Origin of the sequence: Rhizobium rosettiformans W3 (assembly GCF_004912135.1) — a bacterium.
Taxonomy (GTDB): Bacteria; Pseudomonadota; Alphaproteobacteria; order Rhizobiales; family Rhizobiaceae; genus Allorhizobium; species Allorhizobium rosettiformans.
This window is the reverse complement of record NZ_STGU01000012.1, coordinates 102,255-120,200: the sequence shown is the minus strand read 5'-3', so window position 1 is coordinate 120,200 and position 17,946 is coordinate 102,255. Positions and strand designations below refer to the sequence as shown.

The following is a 17,946-nucleotide window of genomic DNA, read 5'->3' as shown; positions in this document are numbered from 1 at the left end:
TGACAGGCCAATGACAGCGGGAACCTCAGAGCCTCAGACACCATACGGTCGCATTGCTGACGATCCCGGGCTCGGCGATCAGCCTCACGGACCGGATGGGCTCGAAGCCGGCAATCCGCTTCGTGCCGGCAATGCGGCCGCCATCGGCAAAGACCTCGAGCGAGCCATAATCGAGGAAGACGCGGAGACGCCGGGCGCCGGCCGCTTTTGCGAGATAGCGAGGACCCGGGGGCTCGTCGGGTTTGTCCAGATATCCATGCAGGATCTCCAGACCTTCCTCGTGCTGTGCCACGGCCAGCCGGATGTCGGGGTGGTCGAACTCGAGACGAAACTTGCCGCCGGCCTCGGACAATTCAAAAGTGATCTCGGCTGCGCCATTGGGCAAATTCACGGTCTGCCCGGCTGCGAGACGGGTGCGGTCCAGCATGCGAGCCCGCAGGCTTTCCACCGCGCCGAGCGGCGGCGTCAGGAGCGTGTCGCCTTCGAGGAGAAGTGTCCTCGGCAGTGTCATGGCGGATGGAAAATCGATGGTCGGGCCAGTATCGGCCCAATTGCCGAGCCAACCGATGCCGACGGGCGTGTTGCCATCGACGAAGGCCTGGAAGGCGTAGTTGTCCGTGCCGAAATCGAGCTCACGGCCAAAGGCCTTGGCAAAGCTCTTGCCGTCGAACCAGCCGATATCGATCATCGTGAGGTTGCGGCGGCCGGTTTCCTTGTCCTCGCCGTTCATCAGGCCGTAGATCAGTGCCCAGCGGGTTGCGGGATCGCGGTAATCGCCATCGACCGGTAACAGGCAGGGGCATTCCAGTGCCGAGGTCTCATACCGCGTCTCCGTATAGAGCTTGCCGACATAGGTCCAGCCGGAAGCAGCCGTGTTGTCCTCCGTCTGATACAGCAGGACGACGCCGCCTTTATCGCTCTGGCTGCCCAGAAGCATCTTCCAGAGCCCGTCGGGACCGCGGAAGACATAAGGGTCGCGAAAATCGAAGGTGAGCCCTTCGCCATCCGGTCGATGAGGCAGGAAGACTTCGGCTGCGCCCGCACTGAACAGATCCGTCGACGTCGCCGTCAGCTGGATCTCCTGTTCGGGCATGCGCTCGGCAATCTTCTCCGTGAAGAAGACGCGGATACCGGGACCATCGGTCCGGGCAATGGCGGATCCGGAAAAGGCGCCACCGCGCTTGTCGGGGCGCACTGTCAGCTCCTCGGAGGGGAAGAGGAAGACCGGCAGATGCCGCCAGCGCAAATAGTCGGACGAGACCGCATGTCCCCAATGCATGTTGTTCCAGATGCGGCCGTGCGAGTAGTGCTGATAGAACAGATGCGGGCGACCACCGAAACGGCCGAAGCCGTTCGGATCGTTCATCCAGCCAAAAGGCGGACGGAAGTGATAGCCATCCGGCAGGTCCGGTGGCTCATTGGCGGGATTGGTGTGGATGACCGTGATGCCGGTCTCCAGGACGTCTGAGGGCGTGAACCAGTAGGCGACTGAAAGCGATGTCACTGCCATATCATAGGCGAGCGTGACCGAACCGCCGCCGAAAACCTGGTAGATGCGAAAGGAATTCTCTTCTGCATTCGAGGCCTGCACTTCGCCGAACTTGCCATTGGCACTGTAGAGCGACACGGCCCCAGGTTCATCCGGTGTCACAGCCTTCAGCCAGAGATGCAGCACGGCGTTGACGGGAAGGTCGACTTCGATGGCCCTGTGGTGGTCCGGTATGCCGGTCGCTGTCGTCATTCGCGTCTCCCTTTTCTTTATGCCTGGCCAGCGCTCAACGGGAGGAGCACGGCGGCTGTTCCATCTTCGCCTGTCACAGAGGCTTCAGAAAAGCGTCACGGGCGCTTCATCCGAAGCACCTAATGCGGCGGGAACGAAATTGTAGATCGGAGCCCTGCTCATGCGTCTCGCCGTTCTCGTCCTTGGCCTGCTGCTTTCCCTCGTCACGGGGGCGGCCAGTCTCGCACCCATTCCCCCGTCGAACCGGGCCGCCCTCATCCATGAGCGGCTGACCGAGGCAAACCTCAACCGGGATCATGTCATGGTTGTGGCCCATCGCGCCGGCTGGAAGAAGGGCGGATCGACCGTCAGGGCCGAAAATTCCTTTGCCGCGATCGACCATGCCGCAGCGACCGGCGTCGAAATGGTCGAGCTCGATGTCAGGCGGTCGCAGGATGGCATTCTCGTCATCATGCATGACGAGACGCTGGATCGCACCACCACCTGCCGCGGCAAGGTCGCCGAGTTTACGCTGAAGGCGCTGAGATCCTGCCAGCTTGTGGTGGAAGGGAGTCGCCGCGTGACGGACGAACATGTCTTCACGCTGGAAGAGGCCATGCTGCATGCGCGTGGCCGCATCCTGATCAACATCGACAACAAGCTGGAGCCGGAAGCGCTGGTCGAGGTGGCAGATCTCGCCCGCAGCCTCGGCATGACCGACGGCGTCCTGCTTAAGCTTGCGGTCTGGAATGCCGAACGGCTGCAACTCGCCCGTGACATACGCCGGGCCATCGGTCCCGAGATTGCCTTCATGCCGATCCTCGCCGATGACGCCGTGACGGAAGCGGCCTTCGTCGATCGCACCCAATCGGCCCTCGGCGCGCCGGCTGCCGAACTCGTCCATTGGTATCGCGACGCATCGCAGCCGATCACCGCCGATGGCGGTCCCCTGCTCTCCCCGCTCGCGCGCGCCACTGCCATTCGCAACAATGCGCATCTCTGGATCAACACCTATCCGATCACCGACCGCCCCGAAGGCATGGTGGCTGGTGGGCGCGGCGATTATCTCGCGCTGGAGACCGGGCGTCCCGAAGATGTCTGGGGCTTCTTCGTCGATCGGGGTGTGACGATCATTCAGACCGACGAGCCGGAGGCCGTGATCGCCTGGCTGGATGCCCAGGGTCTGCGACGCCCCTATGACCTGACCAACTGACGATTACACCTGCAGCCAAAACACAAAAGGCGGCCCGAAAGCCGCCTTTTCTAACGCATACCGATTTGTCTCAGGCGGCCTTCGCGGCTTCGCCATAGGGGTCGAAGCGGCCGTAGAAGGTTTCGCCCTTGGCAGCCATGTCCTTGAGGAGCGGCGTCGGGGTGAAGTGCGCGCCGTAATCCTTGGCGAGACGTTCGCAGAGTTCCACGAAGGTCTTCACGCCCATGCCGTCGATGTAGGACAGGGCACCACCGGTGTAAGGCGCAAAGCCGAAGCCGAGGATCGAGCCGACATCGGCTTCGCGCGGATCGGTCACAATGCCTTCCTCAACGGTGCGAGCAGCTTCGAGCGCAATGGTCGCAAGGAAGCGTTCCTGCAGCGTCTTGACGTTGACGGCGTCCGGCTTCTGCTGCGGATAGAAATCCTTCAGGCCAGGCCAGATGTGCTTCTTCGCCGGCTTTGCCGGATAATCATAGAAGCCCTTGCCGTTCTTGCGGCCGAAGCGCTCTTCCTTCTCCACCATGCGGGAAACAAGCTCCATGTGGCGCGGGTCGATCGCGTTTTCGCCGAGATCGGCAACGGTGGCCTTGAGGATCTTGTAGGAAAGATCGATCGCCACTTCGTCGTTCAAGGCGAGCGGACCGACCGGCATGCCGGCGAACTTCGCGGCATTCTCGATCATGACCGGCGGCACGCCCTCGATGAGCATGTTGTAGCTCTCGGACATGTAGCGCAGGACGCAGCGATTGACGAAGAAGCCGCGGGTGTCGTTGACGACGATCGGGGTCTTCTTGATCGCGGCAACATAGTCGAGGGCGACAGCGAGCGCCTTGTCGCCGGTTTCCTTGCCGAGGATGACTTCGGTCAGCATCATCTTCTCGACCGGCGAGAAGAAGTGGATGCCGATGAAATCGACCGGACGCTTGGAATTCTTGGCGAGACCGGTGATCGGCAGCGTCGAGGTGTTGGAGGCGAAGATTGCGCCTTCCGGCAGCACGGCCTCGACCTTCTCGATGACGGCCTTCTTGACGTCGCGGTCTTCGAAGACGGCTTCGATGACGAGATCGGCGTCGGCAAGCGTGCCATAATCGTCCGAGGGCGTGATGAGCGAGAGCAGCTTGTCGCCCTCGTCCTTTGTCATCTTGCCCTTACCGACGGCACCGGCAACTAGACCTTCCGAATGCGTCTTGCCCTTGCCGGCCGCTTCCATATCACGGTCGATCAGCACGACATTGATGCCGGCTGCTGCCGTGACGTAAGCGATCGAAGCGCCCATGAAACCTGCGCCGACGACGCCGACCTTCTTGATCTCGGACTTCGGCTGACCTGACGGGCGACGGGCGCCCTTGTTCAGCTCCTGCATCGAGACGAAGAGCGAGCGGATCATCGAATAGGCTTCGGTGGTCTGGACGATCTCGGTGAAATAGCGCTGCTCGATCTTCAGGCCCGTGTCGAACGGCACCTGCAGGCCTTCATAGACGCATTTGAGGATGGCGAGCGCGGCCGGATAGTTGCCGGCGGTTTCGCGGCGCAGGATGGCCGAGGCTGCGGGCCAGAGCTGGGCCGAAGCCGGGGTCCAGATGCCGCCACCGGGAACCTTGAAGCCCTTTTCATCCCAGGGGGCAACAGGCTTCAGACCGTCCTTGATCATCTGCTTGGCAGCATTAATCAGTTCACCGGGTTCGACGACCTGGTGCACGAGGTTCATCGCCTTGGCGCGGGCAGCCGACAGCGTCTGACCGGTGGTCATCATCTGCAGGGCATCCTGCGTGTTGGCGAGACGCGCCACGCGCTGCGTGCCGCCGGCGCCGGGGAAGATGCCGACCTTGACTTCCGGCAGGCCGATCTTGACCGACTTCGCGTTCGACGCCACGCGGCCATGGCAGGCGAGCGACAGCTCGGTCGCGCCACCCATGCAGGTGCCGTTGATCGCCGAGACCCACGGCTTGCCGCAGGTTTCGATCTTGCGCCACAGCCAGGTCATGCGGCCGGCGGCGTCGAAAAGCTTCTGGACGGCCGCGGCCGGGTCCTTGGCCTTTTCCTCTTCGAGCATGGAGAACATGCCCTTGATCATGGTGAGATCGGCGCCACCGGAGAAGGAGGACTTGCCGGAGGTGAAGACCACGCCCTTGATGCCATCATCGGCCACGGTCTGGTCGAGGATCTTCTCGATCTCGTCCATCACTTCGACAGTGAAGACGTTCATGGACTTGTCAGGCATGTCCCAGGTGACGAGTGCGATGCCGTCTGCGTCGGTCTCGATGGTGAAGTTCTTGTAAGTCATGTCTTACTCCTCCCGGGAAATCAGACGCGTTCGATGACGGTGGCCGTGCCCATGCCGGCGCCGATGCAGAGGGTGACGAGAGCCGTATTCAGATCGCGGCGCTCGAGTTCGTCCAGCACCGTGCCGAGGATCATCGCGCCCGTGGCACCGAGCGGATGGCCCATGGCGATCGCGCCACCGGCGACGTTCATCTTGGAATGGTCGACTTCGAAATGCTGCATGAAGCGCAGGACAACGGCGGCGAAGGCTTCGTTCAGTTCGACGAGGTCGAAATCGGAAATCTTCATGCCGGTGCGCTTCAGGAGTTTTTCCGTCACGTCCACCGGACCGGTCAGCATGAGAGCCGGATCCGAGCCGATATTGGTGAAGGCGCGAATGCGGGCACGAGGCTTCATCCCCATGCTTTCGCCACCCGCCTTTGAGCCAACGAGAACGGCGGCAGCACCATCGACGATACCGGACGAATTGCCGGCATGATGGATGTAGTTGATGCGCTCGACCTCGGGATGAGCCTGGATGGCCACGGCTTCGAAGCCGCCCATCTCGCCCGGCATCTGGAAGGAGGGGTTGAGGCTTGCCAGCGACTGCATGTCCGTGCCGGGGCGCATGTGCTCGTCTCGGTCGAGGATGACGAGGCCGTTGCCGTCCTTCACGGGGATCACAGACTTGGCGAAGTTTCCGGCGGCCCAGGAGGCGGCGGCGCGCTTCTGGCTCTCGACGGCATAAGCGTCAACGTCGTCGCGGGTGAAGCCATACTTGGTGGCGATCAGGTCAGCGGACACGCCCTGCGGCATGAAATAGCCGGGGAAGTTGACCGAGGGGTCCATGTACCAGGCGCCGCCCGACATGCCCATGCCGACGCGTGACATGCTTTCCACGCCACCGGCGATGACGATATCGTCCGAGCCCGCCTTGACCTTGCCGGCGGCGAGGTTGATCGCATCGAGGCCGGATGCGCAGAAGCGCGAGATCTGGATGCCTGGGGCTGCGAAATCATAACCCGCCTCGAAGGCGGCGGCCTTCGGGATGACGGCGCCGGCTTCCATGACCGGGTCGACGCAGCCGAAGATGATGTCGTCGACGGTCGAGGTGTCGAGGCCGTTGCGGTCGCGCAGCGCTTCCAGCGTCTTGGCGGCCAGGCGCGGTGTCGGCACTTCGTGCAGCGATCCGTCCTTCTTGCCGCGCCCGCGGGGCGTGCGCACGTGGTCATAAATGAAGACTTCAGTCATCGTCTCTCTCCCTTGGGCGCGCAGGGGCGCCGGAATTTTCCCTCTTCTCCCCAGCGGGGAGAAGTGCCGAGCGAATGCGAGGCGATGAGGGGGCCGATTGCGCAAGCGCCCCCTCATCCGGCCCTTTGGGCCAACTTCTCCCCGCTGGGGAGAAGGGGAAGATCAAAACGCTTCCGCGGCCATTTCCATCAGGCTGTCGGCGCCGGTCTCGATGCGGGCCTTGCGCAGGGCCGTCTCCGGCATGACCTTTTCCATGTAGAAGCGGCCGGTCAACAGCTTGTTCTTGTAGTATTCGGCATCGCCAGAGCCTGCGGCAAGGTTGTCGTTGGCGGCCTTGGCCATCTTGGCCCACATGTAGCCGAGCACGACGAGACCGAAGAGGTGCATGTAATCGGTCGATCCGGCGCCGGCGTTGTCGGGCTTGGCCATCGCATTCTGCATGAACCACATGGTGGAAGCCTGCAGGTCGTTCAAGCCCTTCTTTAGGCCCTTGGTGAAGAAGGCCATCTTTTCGTCATTGCGATGCTCTTCGCAGAAATCGCCGATTTCCTTGAACAGCGCCATCACGGCGCGACCGCCATTAAGGCCGAGCTTGCGGCCAACGAGGTCCAGCGCCTGGATGCCGTTCGCACCTTCATAGATCATCGCGATGCGTGCATCACGGACATACTGGCTCATGCCCCATTCTTCGATGTAGCCGTGGCCGCCATAGACCTGCTGGGCCATGACCGCATGGTCGAAGCCCTTGTCGGTCAGGACACCCTTGAGGATCGGCGTCATCAGGCCGAGAACGTCGTCTGCCAGCTGCTTTTCGGCGGCATCACCCGAGCGATGCGCGATATCGGACTTCAATGCGGTCCAGAGCGTGAAGGCGCGACCGGCCTCGTTGAAGGACTTGATGGTCAAGAGTGCGCGGCGGATGTCCGGATGCACGATGATCGGATCGGCCTTCTTTTCCGGCGCCTTGGCACCGGAGAGAGAGCGACCCTGGATGCGTTCGCGGGCATAGTTAGCGGCATTCTGATAGGCGATCTCAGAGATCGACAGGCCCTGCAGACCAACGCCGAGGCGGGCCTCGTTCATCATGACGAACATGGCAGCCAGACCCTTGTTCTCGGCACCGATCAGATAACCGGTCGCCTCGTCATAGTTCATCACGCAGGTGGCGTTGCCGTGGATGCCCATCTTGTGCTCGATCGCACCGCAGGTGACGCCATTGCGCGCGCCGACGGAGCCGTCGTCGCCGACCATGAACTTCGGCACGATGAAGAGCGAGATACCCTTGGTGCCCTCGGGCGCACCTTCGATGCGCGCCAGCACGAGGTGGATAATGTTATCCGACATGTCGTGCTCGCCGGCCGAGATGAAGATCTTCTGGCCAGAAATCTTGTAGGAACCGTCGCCGTTCGGAACCGCCTTGGTGCGCAGCAGGCCGAGGTCGGTGCCGCAATGGGGCTCGGTGAGGTTCATCGTGCCGGTCCAGACACCCTCGACCATCTTCGGCAGGTACTTCTGCTTCTGCTCGTCGGAGCCATGCTCCAGGATGGCCGCGATCGCACCCTGAGTCAGACCCGGATACATCATCAGCGCCATGTTGGCCGAGGACATGTATTCACCGACGGCCGAATGCAGGGTGTAGGGCAGACCCTGGCCACCGAACTCCGCCGGGACGGCAAGGCCCAGCCAACCGCCCTGACAATAGGCGTCATAGGCCTCCTTGAAACCCTTCGGCGTCTTGACCGAACCGTCATCCGACCGAACGCAACCTTCCTGGTCGCCGGAGAGGTTGAGCGGGAAAAGCTGCTCTTCCGCCAGCTTGGCCGCCTCGCCGATGATCGCTTCGATCATATCGGGGGTCGCGTCTTCAAAGCCCGGCAGATTGTTGTACCGCTCGAGACCAAGGACGTCGTTGAGAATGAAAAGCGTGTCGTTCACGGGGGCCTTGTAGACAGGCATCGGTCATCTTCCTCCAGAGACTTCGGTTCCGACGGGATCGGACTGTTCAGGCTTATACAAATAATTGACGTGCGCGTAAACGTCAAAATTTTCTCCCGCGGCATTTTTGCCGGTTGCGGGCGTCACTTTCGCTTTAGCGGATGGTCCTAACGGAAGCCGCTTGCGCGGGGCGTGACGTGAGCGCGGAAGGTGCTGCCGTTAGCGAATTTCAGGCGAAGCTTAACGGCTTGTTTACCATGTTTCATGAAAGGTTGCGTTTGAAAGCTGGTGATCCATCCGCGATTCCGACTCACCTGCCTGCCGTTACGGCAGGCGCCTTTGTCGAAGCCGAAATGGAGCACCCGGACGCATTCGGACGCAAGCATCGTCCGGCATCATCGAGGCGAGCAGAACCATGAACGGATCGCGATCCCAGACCCAACGGCCCGGCAGCCCATCCTCCCTGGATGCGTTGAGCCGCACAATCGAAGGGCTTGAGGCGCGGATCGAAGGCCTGATCGGCCAGCAGGCCGCCCGCAGCCGCGCAGACGAGCCTGCACCGCGTGTCATCCCCGGTCGTCGCGCCGACGATCCTGTCCGCAGCGACCGCGATCAGCGGCCTGATCCGCTAGCCGAGATCCGCCAGCGTCAGCGGGCGCTGGAAGAAAGTCGCATCCGTGGCGGCGATCGCAGCCTGTACAGCCGCAGCGACGAGCTGCCGGCGCGCGCGCCGCTGCGCCAGCCCCTGCCGCCGCTCGCTGAATCGCAACCCGTCTATCCGACCCGTGCCGCCGCGCCTGCACGCGCAGGTTCCGAGTTTACCGAGGCGCTCAGCGGCCTGCGCCAGGAACTCAAGCGCGACATCGCCGAGAGCCTATCTCACGAGATTGCCGGTCTCAGAAACGAGATGCGCTCGATCCGCGCCTTGGCCGAGGAGAGCCGTCCGCAGGACGACATGCGCCAGGATATCGCCCGCCTTGCCGAAAGCATTCAGCGGCTTGAGGGCCTGAAGGCCCCGGGCACGGACGGTCTGCGTGACGATTTCAACGAACTCCGCTCGCTGATGGATGGCCTTGCCCGCGAGGACTCCGTGCGTCGCATGGAGCGCCGCTGGGACGATGTCGAGGTTCGGCTCGACGGTCTCGACACGGGCGCCATGCGTGACGAGATCATCCGCATCGCGGACCGCCTCGATGACATCAAGTCGCAGCTCGGCGGCATGGGCGACACGCGCACCATCCGGGCGCTTGAAGAAAAGCTCGTGACCGTTGCTGCCGCGCTTGAACATATCGGTGCGCATATCGATCCGAACGAGCGCATGGTGATGGAGCAATTTGCAGCGCTCGACACGCGTCTCGACGAGATCACCCGGGCGATTGCCGCCGGCAGCCGCAACACCGGCCCGGGCAACGATCCCGCCACCTTCCATCGCCTGGAGGAGCGGCTCTCCGGTCTGGCCCGTCAGATCGAGACAATCTCGGACCACCGGTCACCCCAGTATGACGTCTCGCGCGAAATGGCCGAACGGCTGGAACTTCTGACCGAGCGGATCGAGCAGCTGTCCGCCGAGCAGGGCACGGTTCGCCTCGAGGAGCGCCTCGACCAGCTCTCCTACATGCTGGAGAAGGTGCAGAAGCCCGCCCCGGCTCCGGAACTGACCGGCTACCTCGCCGACATCTCCCGCAAAATCGATGCGCTCGATGGCGGCAGCGTCAATGATCGCCTTGCCGACCGGCTGGAAATCCTCGCGCGGCGCATCGAAGAACTGGACGCACCGCAGGCCGTTGCCGTCATCGACGACAGCGCGTTGCGCAATCTCGAAGACCGGTTGAATGCCGTTGTCGACCGGCTGGAGGAGACGAGCTCCACGGGTCCGGTCGGTGGCGAGAGCGCCAGCCTCAAGGGGCTCGAAGACCAGATTGCCCATCTCTCGGCTTTGATCAGCCAGCCGTCGCCGGCGGACCCCGAGGTCGCAGGCCGCATCTCCGCGCTGGAAGACTATGTGGCGACCAGCGACGAATACATCATCGAAGCCGCCCGCCAGGCCGCCGAAACGGTCATGGCGAATTTCACGCAGCGTTTCCCGACGGGCTCTCAGGCGAATGCCGCAGACATCTCGGCGCTTTCTGCGCTGTCCGATCACCTGCGGCAGCTCGAAGACTACACCCGCCACTCGGAAGAGCGCACCCATCGGACCTTCGAAGCGCTGCACGACACGCTCGTGCAGATCGCCGGCCGGCTCGATGAGCTGCATCATCCGAGCTACCACACGGAACCCGCACCGCTCTTCGGCCAGGCACCACTTACGAGCGCACCGCAGCAGCGGGCTGCCGAAATGCCTGTCGCCGCATCGCAGCCGGAGCGCGTGGTCGCCGAGGCTGCCGTAGAAGCTCCCCATCCGATCGACGAGGAACTGCTCGCGGCTGCCGACGACTTTGCCCAGACCATGACGGCCCTGCCGGTCATCGACGCCGCGCGCGAGAAGAAGGCCGCCAAGCCGAGCCTGCTTGCGGGTCTCGGCAAGAAGCTGATGCCCGGCAAGAAGGCCCCGAAGGCACCCGTCGAGGCTCGCCAGACCATCGACCCCGCGCCATCGATCGATCCGGTCGACGTGATCCCGCCGGATGATGCCAATGAATTGCTGGAGCCGGGGTCTGGCGCACCGGACGTGCGCAAGATCCTGGAGCGCGTGCGCGCCAGCCAGCAGGCGGCAAAGCCTGGCACGGCTGCCGAGGACAATGGCGACCGGACCGATTACATCGCAGCTGCACGCCGCGCCGCGCAGGCGGCCGCCATGGAGATGGACCGCGCCCAGAAGGCCGCCCCATCCGGCAACAAGACAATGGCCGACGTGAAGGCCAAGGCCAAGGGCGGCGAGCCTTCGCTGTTTGCCCGCTATCGCCGGCCGATCCTGATGGCCGTCGGTGCTATCCTGCTCGCCGCCATGGCCATGCCGCTGGTCAACACGCTGACCCGCAGCGAAGCGCCGGCCGTTGTCGAGCAATCCGCCGCAGAACAGACCAGTGAAGCGGTTCCGGCCGATGCGGCACCGGGTGATGCAGTCGAGACCGGCGTCGAAGCCAATACAGTGGTGGAGCCGACGGCCCTGCCCGCTTCGGATATGGCGGAGGCTCCCGCCGAGACGGACGAGCCGATCGCTGCGGCATCGGATGTGGTCTCAGCCGAACCTGTCCAGGCCGGCAATGCCGCACCCGTCAACGCCCTAATGGCGCCGGCTCCGACTGGTCCCACACAGACGCTCGAGCCCTCCGTAGCCGCACCGGTTGCCTCGACGCTCGCCCCCGCGCCCGCCGAACCTGCCAAGGTGGTGGTGGCCGAGGAGATCCAGCCGGCCGCGCCATCGGCCGAGATCGTCGTACCCGCCGAGATCACGCCGCCGTCCCTGTCGATTGCTGCCAAGAACGGCGATCCGCTGGCGCTCTTCGAAATCGGCGCGCGCTATACGGACGGCCGGGGCGTCGCAAATGACTTCGCCGAAGCGGCCAAGTGGTACCGCCTTTCCGCCGACAAGGGCTTCGCGCTCGCCCAGTACCGCCTTGCGAACTTCCTTGAAAAGGGAACGGGCGTCGCACCCAATATCGCGGAAGCGAAGCGCTACTACGAGATGGCCGCCAATGCTGGCAATGCCAGCGCCATGCACAACCTCGCCGTCATCTACGCCTCGGGCAAGGATGGCGCACAGGATTATGCGAAGGCGGTCGAGTGGTTCACCAAGGCCTCCGAATACGGCGTGTCGGACAGCCAGTTCAACCTGGCGATCCTCAGCGCCCGTGGCAACGGCACCGCTCAGGATCTCGTCGCCTCCTACAAGTGGTTCGCGATTGCTGCCAAGGGTGGCGATACCGATGCCGCCCAGAAGCGTGACGAAGTGGCCAATGCGCTGAAGCCGGACCAACTGGAGCGTGCGCGCGCTGACGTGGACTCGTGGAAGCCGAAGGAGCTGAACCCGGACGCAAACTCCGCCAATACGCCGGACGAATGGGCCGGCAAGGGCCTGAAGACGGCGAGCGTCGACATGAAGAAGGCAATCCGCAACATCCAGGCCATTCTCAACAAGAACGGCTTCGACGCCGGTGCACCCGACGGCGTGATGGGCGCGAAAACGGTGGCTGCGATCAAGGCTTTCCAGACCTCCATCGGGGAAAACCCGACGGGCCAGGTGACGGACAAGCTGGTGACGGAACTGCTCCAGCGCAACAAATGATGCGCCTGTCACAAAAGACCGCGAATCAGGGTCTATGACGGGCTCGCGAATTGACTTGATTGGCCGCGAGGCGCAAGAAAGAATTCGATAGGGAGCAAGTCCGATCAAGGACTTGCTGCCACCCAGCATGAGTAAGAGCAAAGGGCGGGAAGCCCTGATGTGACCGCGCCCGAGTGCGCGGCTGCCTGCATTTGAGGTCCTGACGTGACGATCTATCTGCCGATCGCCGAGTTGTCGGTCAACGTGTTCATCATCCTCGGCATGGGCGCGGCTGTCGGTTTCCTCTCGGGCATGTTCGGCGTGGGCGGCGGCTTCCTCATCACCCCACTTCTGATCTTCTACAACATCCCGCCCGTGGTCGCGGTCGCGACCGGTGCAAACCAGGTGGTGGCCTCCTCGGTCTCTGGTGCCATCTCGCATTTCCGGCGCGGAACGCTGGACATGAAGCTCGGCACGGTCCTGCTTGTCGGCGGTCTCGTCGGCGCGACGATCGGTGTCTACATCTTTTCCTGGCTCAGACGCCTCGGTCAGCTCGACCTGATCATCTCGCTCCTCTACGTCGTCTTCCTCGGCACGGTCGGGGGGCTGATGCTGGCGGAAAGCCTGCGGGCGCTCAGGCGCGCCGCGCGAAACGAGGCGGCACCGCTGAAGCGGCCCGGCCAGCACAACTGGGTGCACCGCCTGCCCTTCAAGATGCGCTTTAAGAAGTCGAAGATCTATCTGAGCGTCATCCCGATCCTGGCGCTTGGCTTCGGCATCGGCATCCTGACCTCGGTCATGGGTGTGGGCGGCGGCTTCATCATGGTGCCCGCCATGATCTATCTGCTCCGCATCCCGACCAATGTCGTCGTCGGCACCTCGCTCTTCCAGATCATCTTCACCACCGCCTACACCACGATCGTCCAGGCCGCGACCAACTATTCCGTCGATATCGTGCTCGCCTTCATCCTGATGGTCGCAGGCGTAATCGGGGCGCAATACGGCGTGCGCGTCGGCCAGAAGCTGCGCGGGGAGCAACTGCGCGCCCTGCTCGGCCTGCTCGTGCTGGCCGTCGGCGTGCGCCTCGCGATCGAGCTGGTCGTAACGCCTGACGACATCTACTCGCTGGCGATCGGAGGTTGAGATGCGTTCACCTCTCCTCGCCCTCGCTTTGCTCGTTCTCACATCGCTGCCGATCCCGGTTGCGGCGCAGGATCCGCTGACGTCGCAGCTTGCGGAAACCGAAGGGCTGGACATCGGAACCTCGACCAGCGAAATCGCCATCACCTCGGATTTCTCCGGCGCCGACCTCACGATTTTCGGGGCGCTGACGAGTACCGACCAGTTGCTGCTGGCGATCGGCCAGTATGACGTGGTGGTCACGCTCGAGGGACCGCGCGACTGGACGACCGTGCGCCGGAAAGAACGGCTCTTCGGGATCTGGGTGAACCGCACGTCGCTAACCTTCGAGCAGATGCCGATCTCCTATTCGCTGGCCAGCACGCGGCCGGTGGAAGAAATCGCACCCGACGATGTCCTGACCTCGCTTGGCATCGGGATCGATCACGTGGCGCTGACGCCCACGGGCTTTATCAGCAATGCTGCCAATCTTGGTGAGTTTCGCGATGCCTTTCGACGGCTAAAGCAGTCCGGCGGACTTTACCAGCGCGATACCGGCGGCGTGCGCTTTGTGTCGTCCAGCCTGTTCAAGGCGACGCTCCGGCTCCCCGCCAATATCCCGAACGGCGTACACATGGTGCATGCCTATCTCTTCAAGTCGGGGCAGTTCATCGCCGAAAAAGAACTGCCGCTGCGCGTCATCAAGACCGGTCTCGAAGAGGCGATCACAGAGGCTGCCCATCAGCGCCCCCTCGCCTACGGCGCCTTCGCGGTGCTGCTCGCCCTCATCACAGGCTGGGCCGCAAGCCTGATCTTCCGCAAGGATTGACGGTTAGCCCAACAGATTACCATAGCGCACGGAGTAGATCCGGTCGCGGCCGAGGAGGTGGGCGATCAGATCGGTACGGGCAAAGAGGCCGGTGAAGGCCTTGTGGCGCAGATCGAGGCCGCCGGTGGTGACGCCGAAGGAGGGCATGATCATGCGCAGGCCGTCGGTTGCAAAACAGGGGCGGCGGACGGATTTTTCACGGCGGCGGACGGTCGCCGAGGGGTGAAGATGACCGGCAACTTCGCCTTTGCCATGGGCGAGCGAGGGCTCATGCCGGAAGGTCAGTCCGGCAAGCGAGAATTCATCCACCGAAATGCCCGGCAGAGCCGTGGTGCCATCCGGATCATGATTTCCATTGATCCAGACGAAATCGCGTCCACCGGCCATGCCGAAAATCATCTCGCGGAACAGCGTGGGCATCAGGGCAGAGCCGACGCGGTCGTGGAAATTGTCGCCCAGGCTGACGATCGTGGTCGGTTCGTATCGCGCCACCACATTCTCCAGCATGCGGAGCGTGGCAAGCGTGTCGTAAGGGGGCAGCAATTGGCCGCGTCTGGCGAAGGCTGCGCCTTTCTCGAGGTGCAGATCCGAGACCACGAGGGTGCGATGATCCGGCAGGTACATGGCGCCGGTGAGATCACAAACGGCCGCGACACCCGAAAGGGCGATCTCGGTCGTCGTCTCCACTGTCTCGATCGGCGCGAGGCGCCGGGCCGTCATACCCGTCATCTGTTCATTCCGCAGCATCCGGCCTCGTCATAGCCGGTCTGCCTGATTCACGCCATGGCTTCGGCGATGAGATCTTCCGCCGCCATGGACAGCACGTGCTCCTGGGCTTCACCCGCCACCGGCTCCTTGCCGATCTCCAGCATCACCGGAACGGCGAGCGGCGATATCTGCATGAGGCGCTTGTGCAGGATATGCCCCCTGATTCGCTCCAGCATATCGGCAAGGCGGGCAATGTCCAAAAGTCCTGCGGCGGCATCCTGTCGCGTCGCCTGCATCAGGATGTGATCCGGTTCGTGGCTGCGGAGGACGTCATAGATCAGATCGGAGGAGACGGTCACCTGCCGCCCGGACTTCTCCTTGCCGGGATGACGCTGCTCGATCAGGCCGGCGATGACGGCGCAGTTGCGGAAGGTGCGCTTCAGCATGAAGCTTTCGTCGAGCCAGGTTTCGAGATCGTCGCCCAGCATGTCCTGGTCGAAGAGTTCGGAGAGGCTTAAGGCGCCGCGCGCGATCAGGGAACCCATGTCCTCCAGGCCCCAGATCGCAAGCGCGTAATCGGTCGCGACAAAACCCAGGGGCTTCGCCCGCATCCGCTCCAGACGGCGGGTGAGCAACATGCCGAGCGTCTGATGCGCGAGCCGGCCCTCGAAGGCATAGATCACCATGTAGAAGCGCTCGCCGCGCGGGAAGGTCTCGATCAGGAGATCGCCGCGTTTGGGCAGGACGGACTTCTCCGCCTGCAAGGACAGCCAGTCCCGCACCTGGTCGGGCAGGCTCATGCGGCGCTCGGGATCGTCGAGCATGGCGCGGACCTGATCTGCCAAATAAGTCGAGAGCGGGAACTTGCCGCCGGCATAGGCCGGGATCTTCGGGTCCATGGAAAAGGCGTTCGACACCAGGCACTCGTTGTCCCTTATGCCCTCGAAGCGCAGCACCTTGCCCGAGAACAGGAAGGTATCGCCCTGGGTCAGCTGCTCGAAGAAATACTCCTCGACCTTGCCGAGCGTCATGCCGCCGCGACCGATCGAGCCCAGATGGTTGCGCTTGACGAGCCGGACATTCAGCATCGGCATTTCGACGATGGTGCCGAGGTTCAGGCGATATTGCTGGGCGACCTGCGGATTGGAGACGCGCCATAACCCGTCCTTGCGGCGGCGGATGCGGGCATAGCGCTCGTAGGTGCGAAGCGCGTAGCCGCCGGTCGCGACGAAATCGACGATGCGGGCGAAGGTCTCGCGCGGCAGGTCAACATAAGGGAGCGCCGTCGTCACCTCGCGATAGAGGTCCTCCTCGTCGAAGGCATCGGCACAGGCCATGCCGAGCACATGCTGGGCCAGCACATCGAGCGAACCTTGGCCGACCGGTGGGGTGTCCTGCGCGCCGATGTAGTTGGCATCGAGTGCCGCCTGGCACTCCATCACCTCGAAGCGGTTGGCCGGGACCAGGATTGCACGCGAGGGTTCATCCATCCGGTGATTGGCGCGACCGATCCGCTGGGCAAGGCGGGAGGCGCCCTTGGGCGCACCGACATGGATGACGAGATCGACGTCGCCCCAGTCGATCCCGAGATCAAGCGTCGAGGTGGCGACAACCGCGCGCAGGCGATTTTCGGCCATGGCGGCCTCCACCTTGCGGCGCTGGGAAACATCGAGGGAGCCATGGTGGAGCGCGATCGGCAGATTGTCGTCGTTCACCGTCCAGAGTTCCTGAAACAGCATCTCGGCCTGGGATCGCGTGTTGACGAAGAGGAGCGTCGTCTGGAACTCCTTCAGCACCTTGTAGATCTCGGGAATGGCGTAGACCGCCCGATGCCCGGACCAGGGAATGCGATCCTCCGTCTGCAGGATGGTGATGTTCGGTCGCGCACCGCCGTCGACCGTGATGATGCCGGCGGCTCTCTCGCCCTCGTCCGGCTGCGCCACCAGCCAGCGGCGCAGGTCCATCGGCTTGGCCACCGTGGCGGAGAGGCCGATGGTCTTCAGGCCGGGCGCAAGCTTCCGCAGACGCGCAAGGCCGAGCGACAGAAGATGGCCGCGCTTGGATGTGACCAGCGAATGGAGTTCGTCGAAGATGACGTAGCGCAGGTCCTTGAAGAAGCGCTCCGCATCCGAATGCGAGATCAGAAGCGCCACCTGCTCCGGCGTCGTCAGCAGGATATCCGGCGGATTGGTCTTCTGCCGCTGGCGCTTCGAGGCTGGAGTGTCACCGGTGCGGTTCCCGATGGTGATCGGAAGCCCCATCTCGGTCACGGGCTTCATCAGATTGCGCTCGATGTCGACGGCGAGCGCCTTGAGCGGCGAGATGTAGAGCGTGTGGATGCCGGTAAAGGCTTCGCCCGGCTTTTTGCGACCGCGTTCGGTGAGTTCCGTCAGTGACGGGAGAAAACCGGCCAGCGTTTTACCGGCACCGGTCGGCGCGATCAGCAGCAGGCTTTCGCCACCGCTTTCGCCCGATCGTGCCCGGCCCAGAAGCTCCAGCTGATGGTCACGCGGATGCCAGCCCTTCTCGCCGAACCAGCGGAGGAAGGGGGCAGGCAGCAGGGCAAGGGCGGAATCAGCTGTTGTCACCGCCCCAAGGTAGTGGACGGGCGAGGAAAGAGAAGAGGTGATACGGTGCCCAGCCTGTCTCTGGGCAATGTTGAGAAGGTAAGAGTAAAGTGCTATCTTCCGTAACTTACGGAAAAG

Annotated in this window: 10 protein-coding genes; 4 read left to right on the top strand and 6 right to left on the bottom strand. The window is 63.3% G+C overall.

Translation table 11 applies throughout. The annotated features are described in order from the left end of the window. Positions 1-25: 25 nt before the first annotated feature. Positions 26-1,741 (bottom strand): GH32 C-terminal domain-containing protein, encoded by a 1,716-nt coding sequence (locus tag FAA86_RS19245; protein ID WP_136542724.1) that lies wholly within the window; start codon positions 1,739-1,741, stop codon positions 26-28. 160 nt (positions 1,742-1,901) lie between these two features. Between FAA86_RS19245 and FAA86_RS19240 the strand changes: the two genes are divergently transcribed. Then, positions 1,902-2,933 (top strand): glycerophosphodiester phosphodiesterase family protein, encoded by a 1,032-nt coding sequence (locus FAA86_RS19240; protein ID WP_136542723.1) that lies wholly within the window; start codon positions 1,902-1,904, stop codon positions 2,931-2,933. A 70-nt stretch (positions 2,934-3,003) separates the two neighbouring features. Here the strand turns inward: FAA86_RS19240 and FAA86_RS19235 are convergent, their stop codons facing one another. From FAA86_RS19235 to FAA86_RS19225, 3 genes are all read right to left on the bottom strand, one after another. Next, positions 3,004-5,217, bottom strand: coding sequence for an FAD-dependent oxidoreductase (locus FAA86_RS19235; RefSeq protein ID WP_136542721.1), 2,214 nt, complete (start codon positions 5,215-5,217; stop codon positions 3,004-3,006). Between the two features lie 20 nt (positions 5,218-5,237). Further along, complete coding sequence (locus FAA86_RS19230) at positions 5,238-6,446, bottom strand: acetyl-CoA C-acetyltransferase (protein ID WP_136542720.1); 1,209 nt, start codon at positions 6,444-6,446, stop codon at positions 5,238-5,240. 162 nt (positions 6,447-6,608) lie between these two features. Beyond that, positions 6,609-8,402, bottom strand: coding sequence for an acyl-CoA dehydrogenase C-terminal domain-containing protein (locus FAA86_RS19225; RefSeq protein WP_136542719.1), 1,794 nt, complete (start codon positions 8,400-8,402; stop codon positions 6,609-6,611). Positions 8,403-8,796: 394 nt separating this feature from the next. On the opposite strand from FAA86_RS19225, the gene FAA86_RS19220 reads away from it, so the two are divergent. The 3 genes from FAA86_RS19220 (at position 8,797) to FAA86_RS19210 (ending at position 14,533) form a co-directional block, all read left to right on the top strand. Further along, complete coding sequence (locus tag FAA86_RS19220; protein WP_136542718.1) at positions 8,797-12,606, top strand: peptidoglycan-binding protein; 3,810 nt, start codon at positions 8,797-8,799, stop codon at positions 12,604-12,606. Between the two features lie 204 nt (positions 12,607-12,810). Continuing rightward, on the top strand, positions 12,811-13,728 hold the full coding sequence (locus tag FAA86_RS19215; protein ID WP_136542716.1) for a sulfite exporter TauE/SafE family protein: 918 nt from the start codon (positions 12,811-12,813) through the stop codon (positions 13,726-13,728). A 1-nt stretch (position 13,729) separates the two neighbouring features. After that, entirely contained in the window at positions 13,730-14,533 is an 804-nt protein-coding gene (locus FAA86_RS19210; protein ID WP_136542715.1) for a TIGR02186 family protein, read from the top strand. A 3-nt stretch (positions 14,534-14,536) separates the two neighbouring features. Here FAA86_RS19210 and pdeM read toward each other — a convergent pair whose 3' ends face one another. Further along, positions 14,537-15,253 carry a ligase-associated DNA damage response endonuclease PdeM gene (pdeM, locus tag FAA86_RS19205; protein ID WP_167495039.1) on the bottom strand — a complete coding sequence of 239 codons (717 nt, stop codon included), beginning with the start codon at positions 15,251-15,253 and terminating at the stop codon, positions 14,537-14,539. A 56-nt stretch (positions 15,254-15,309) separates the two neighbouring features. Then, on the bottom strand, positions 15,310-17,829 hold the full coding sequence (locus tag FAA86_RS19200; protein ID WP_136542712.1) for a ligase-associated DNA damage response DEXH box helicase: 2,520 nt from the start codon (positions 17,827-17,829) through the stop codon (positions 15,310-15,312). Between the last annotated feature and the right edge of the window lie 117 nt (positions 17,830-17,946).

What these genes read in the sequence shown, in the direction of transcription:
- FAA86_RS19245 (WP_136542724.1), bottom strand. Translation starts at nt 1,741, where the DNA reads ATGACGACAGCGACCGGCATACCGGACCACCACAGGGCCATCGAAGTC.
- FAA86_RS19225 (WP_136542719.1), bottom strand. Translation starts at nt 8,402, where the DNA reads ATGCCTGTCTACAAGGCCCCCGTGAACGACACGCTTTTCATTCTCAAC.
- FAA86_RS19235 (WP_136542721.1), bottom strand. Translation starts at nt 5,217, where the DNA reads ATGACTTACAAGAACTTCACCATCGAGACCGACGCAGACGGCATCGCA.
- FAA86_RS19220 (WP_136542718.1), top strand. Translation starts at nt 8,797, where the DNA reads ATGAACGGATCGCGATCCCAGACCCAACGGCCCGGCAGCCCATCCTCC.
- FAA86_RS19210 (WP_136542715.1), top strand. Translation starts at nt 13,730, where the DNA reads ATGCGTTCACCTCTCCTCGCCCTCGCTTTGCTCGTTCTCACATCGCTG.
- FAA86_RS19230 (WP_136542720.1), bottom strand. Translation starts at nt 6,446, where the DNA reads ATGACTGAAGTCTTCATTTATGACCACGTGCGCACGCCCCGCGGGCGC.
- FAA86_RS19240 (WP_136542723.1), top strand. Translation starts at nt 1,902, where the DNA reads ATGCGTCTCGCCGTTCTCGTCCTTGGCCTGCTGCTTTCCCTCGTCACG.
- pdeM (WP_167495039.1), bottom strand. Translation starts at nt 15,253, where the DNA reads ATGACGGCCCGGCGCCTCGCGCCGATCGAGACAGTGGAGACGACGACC.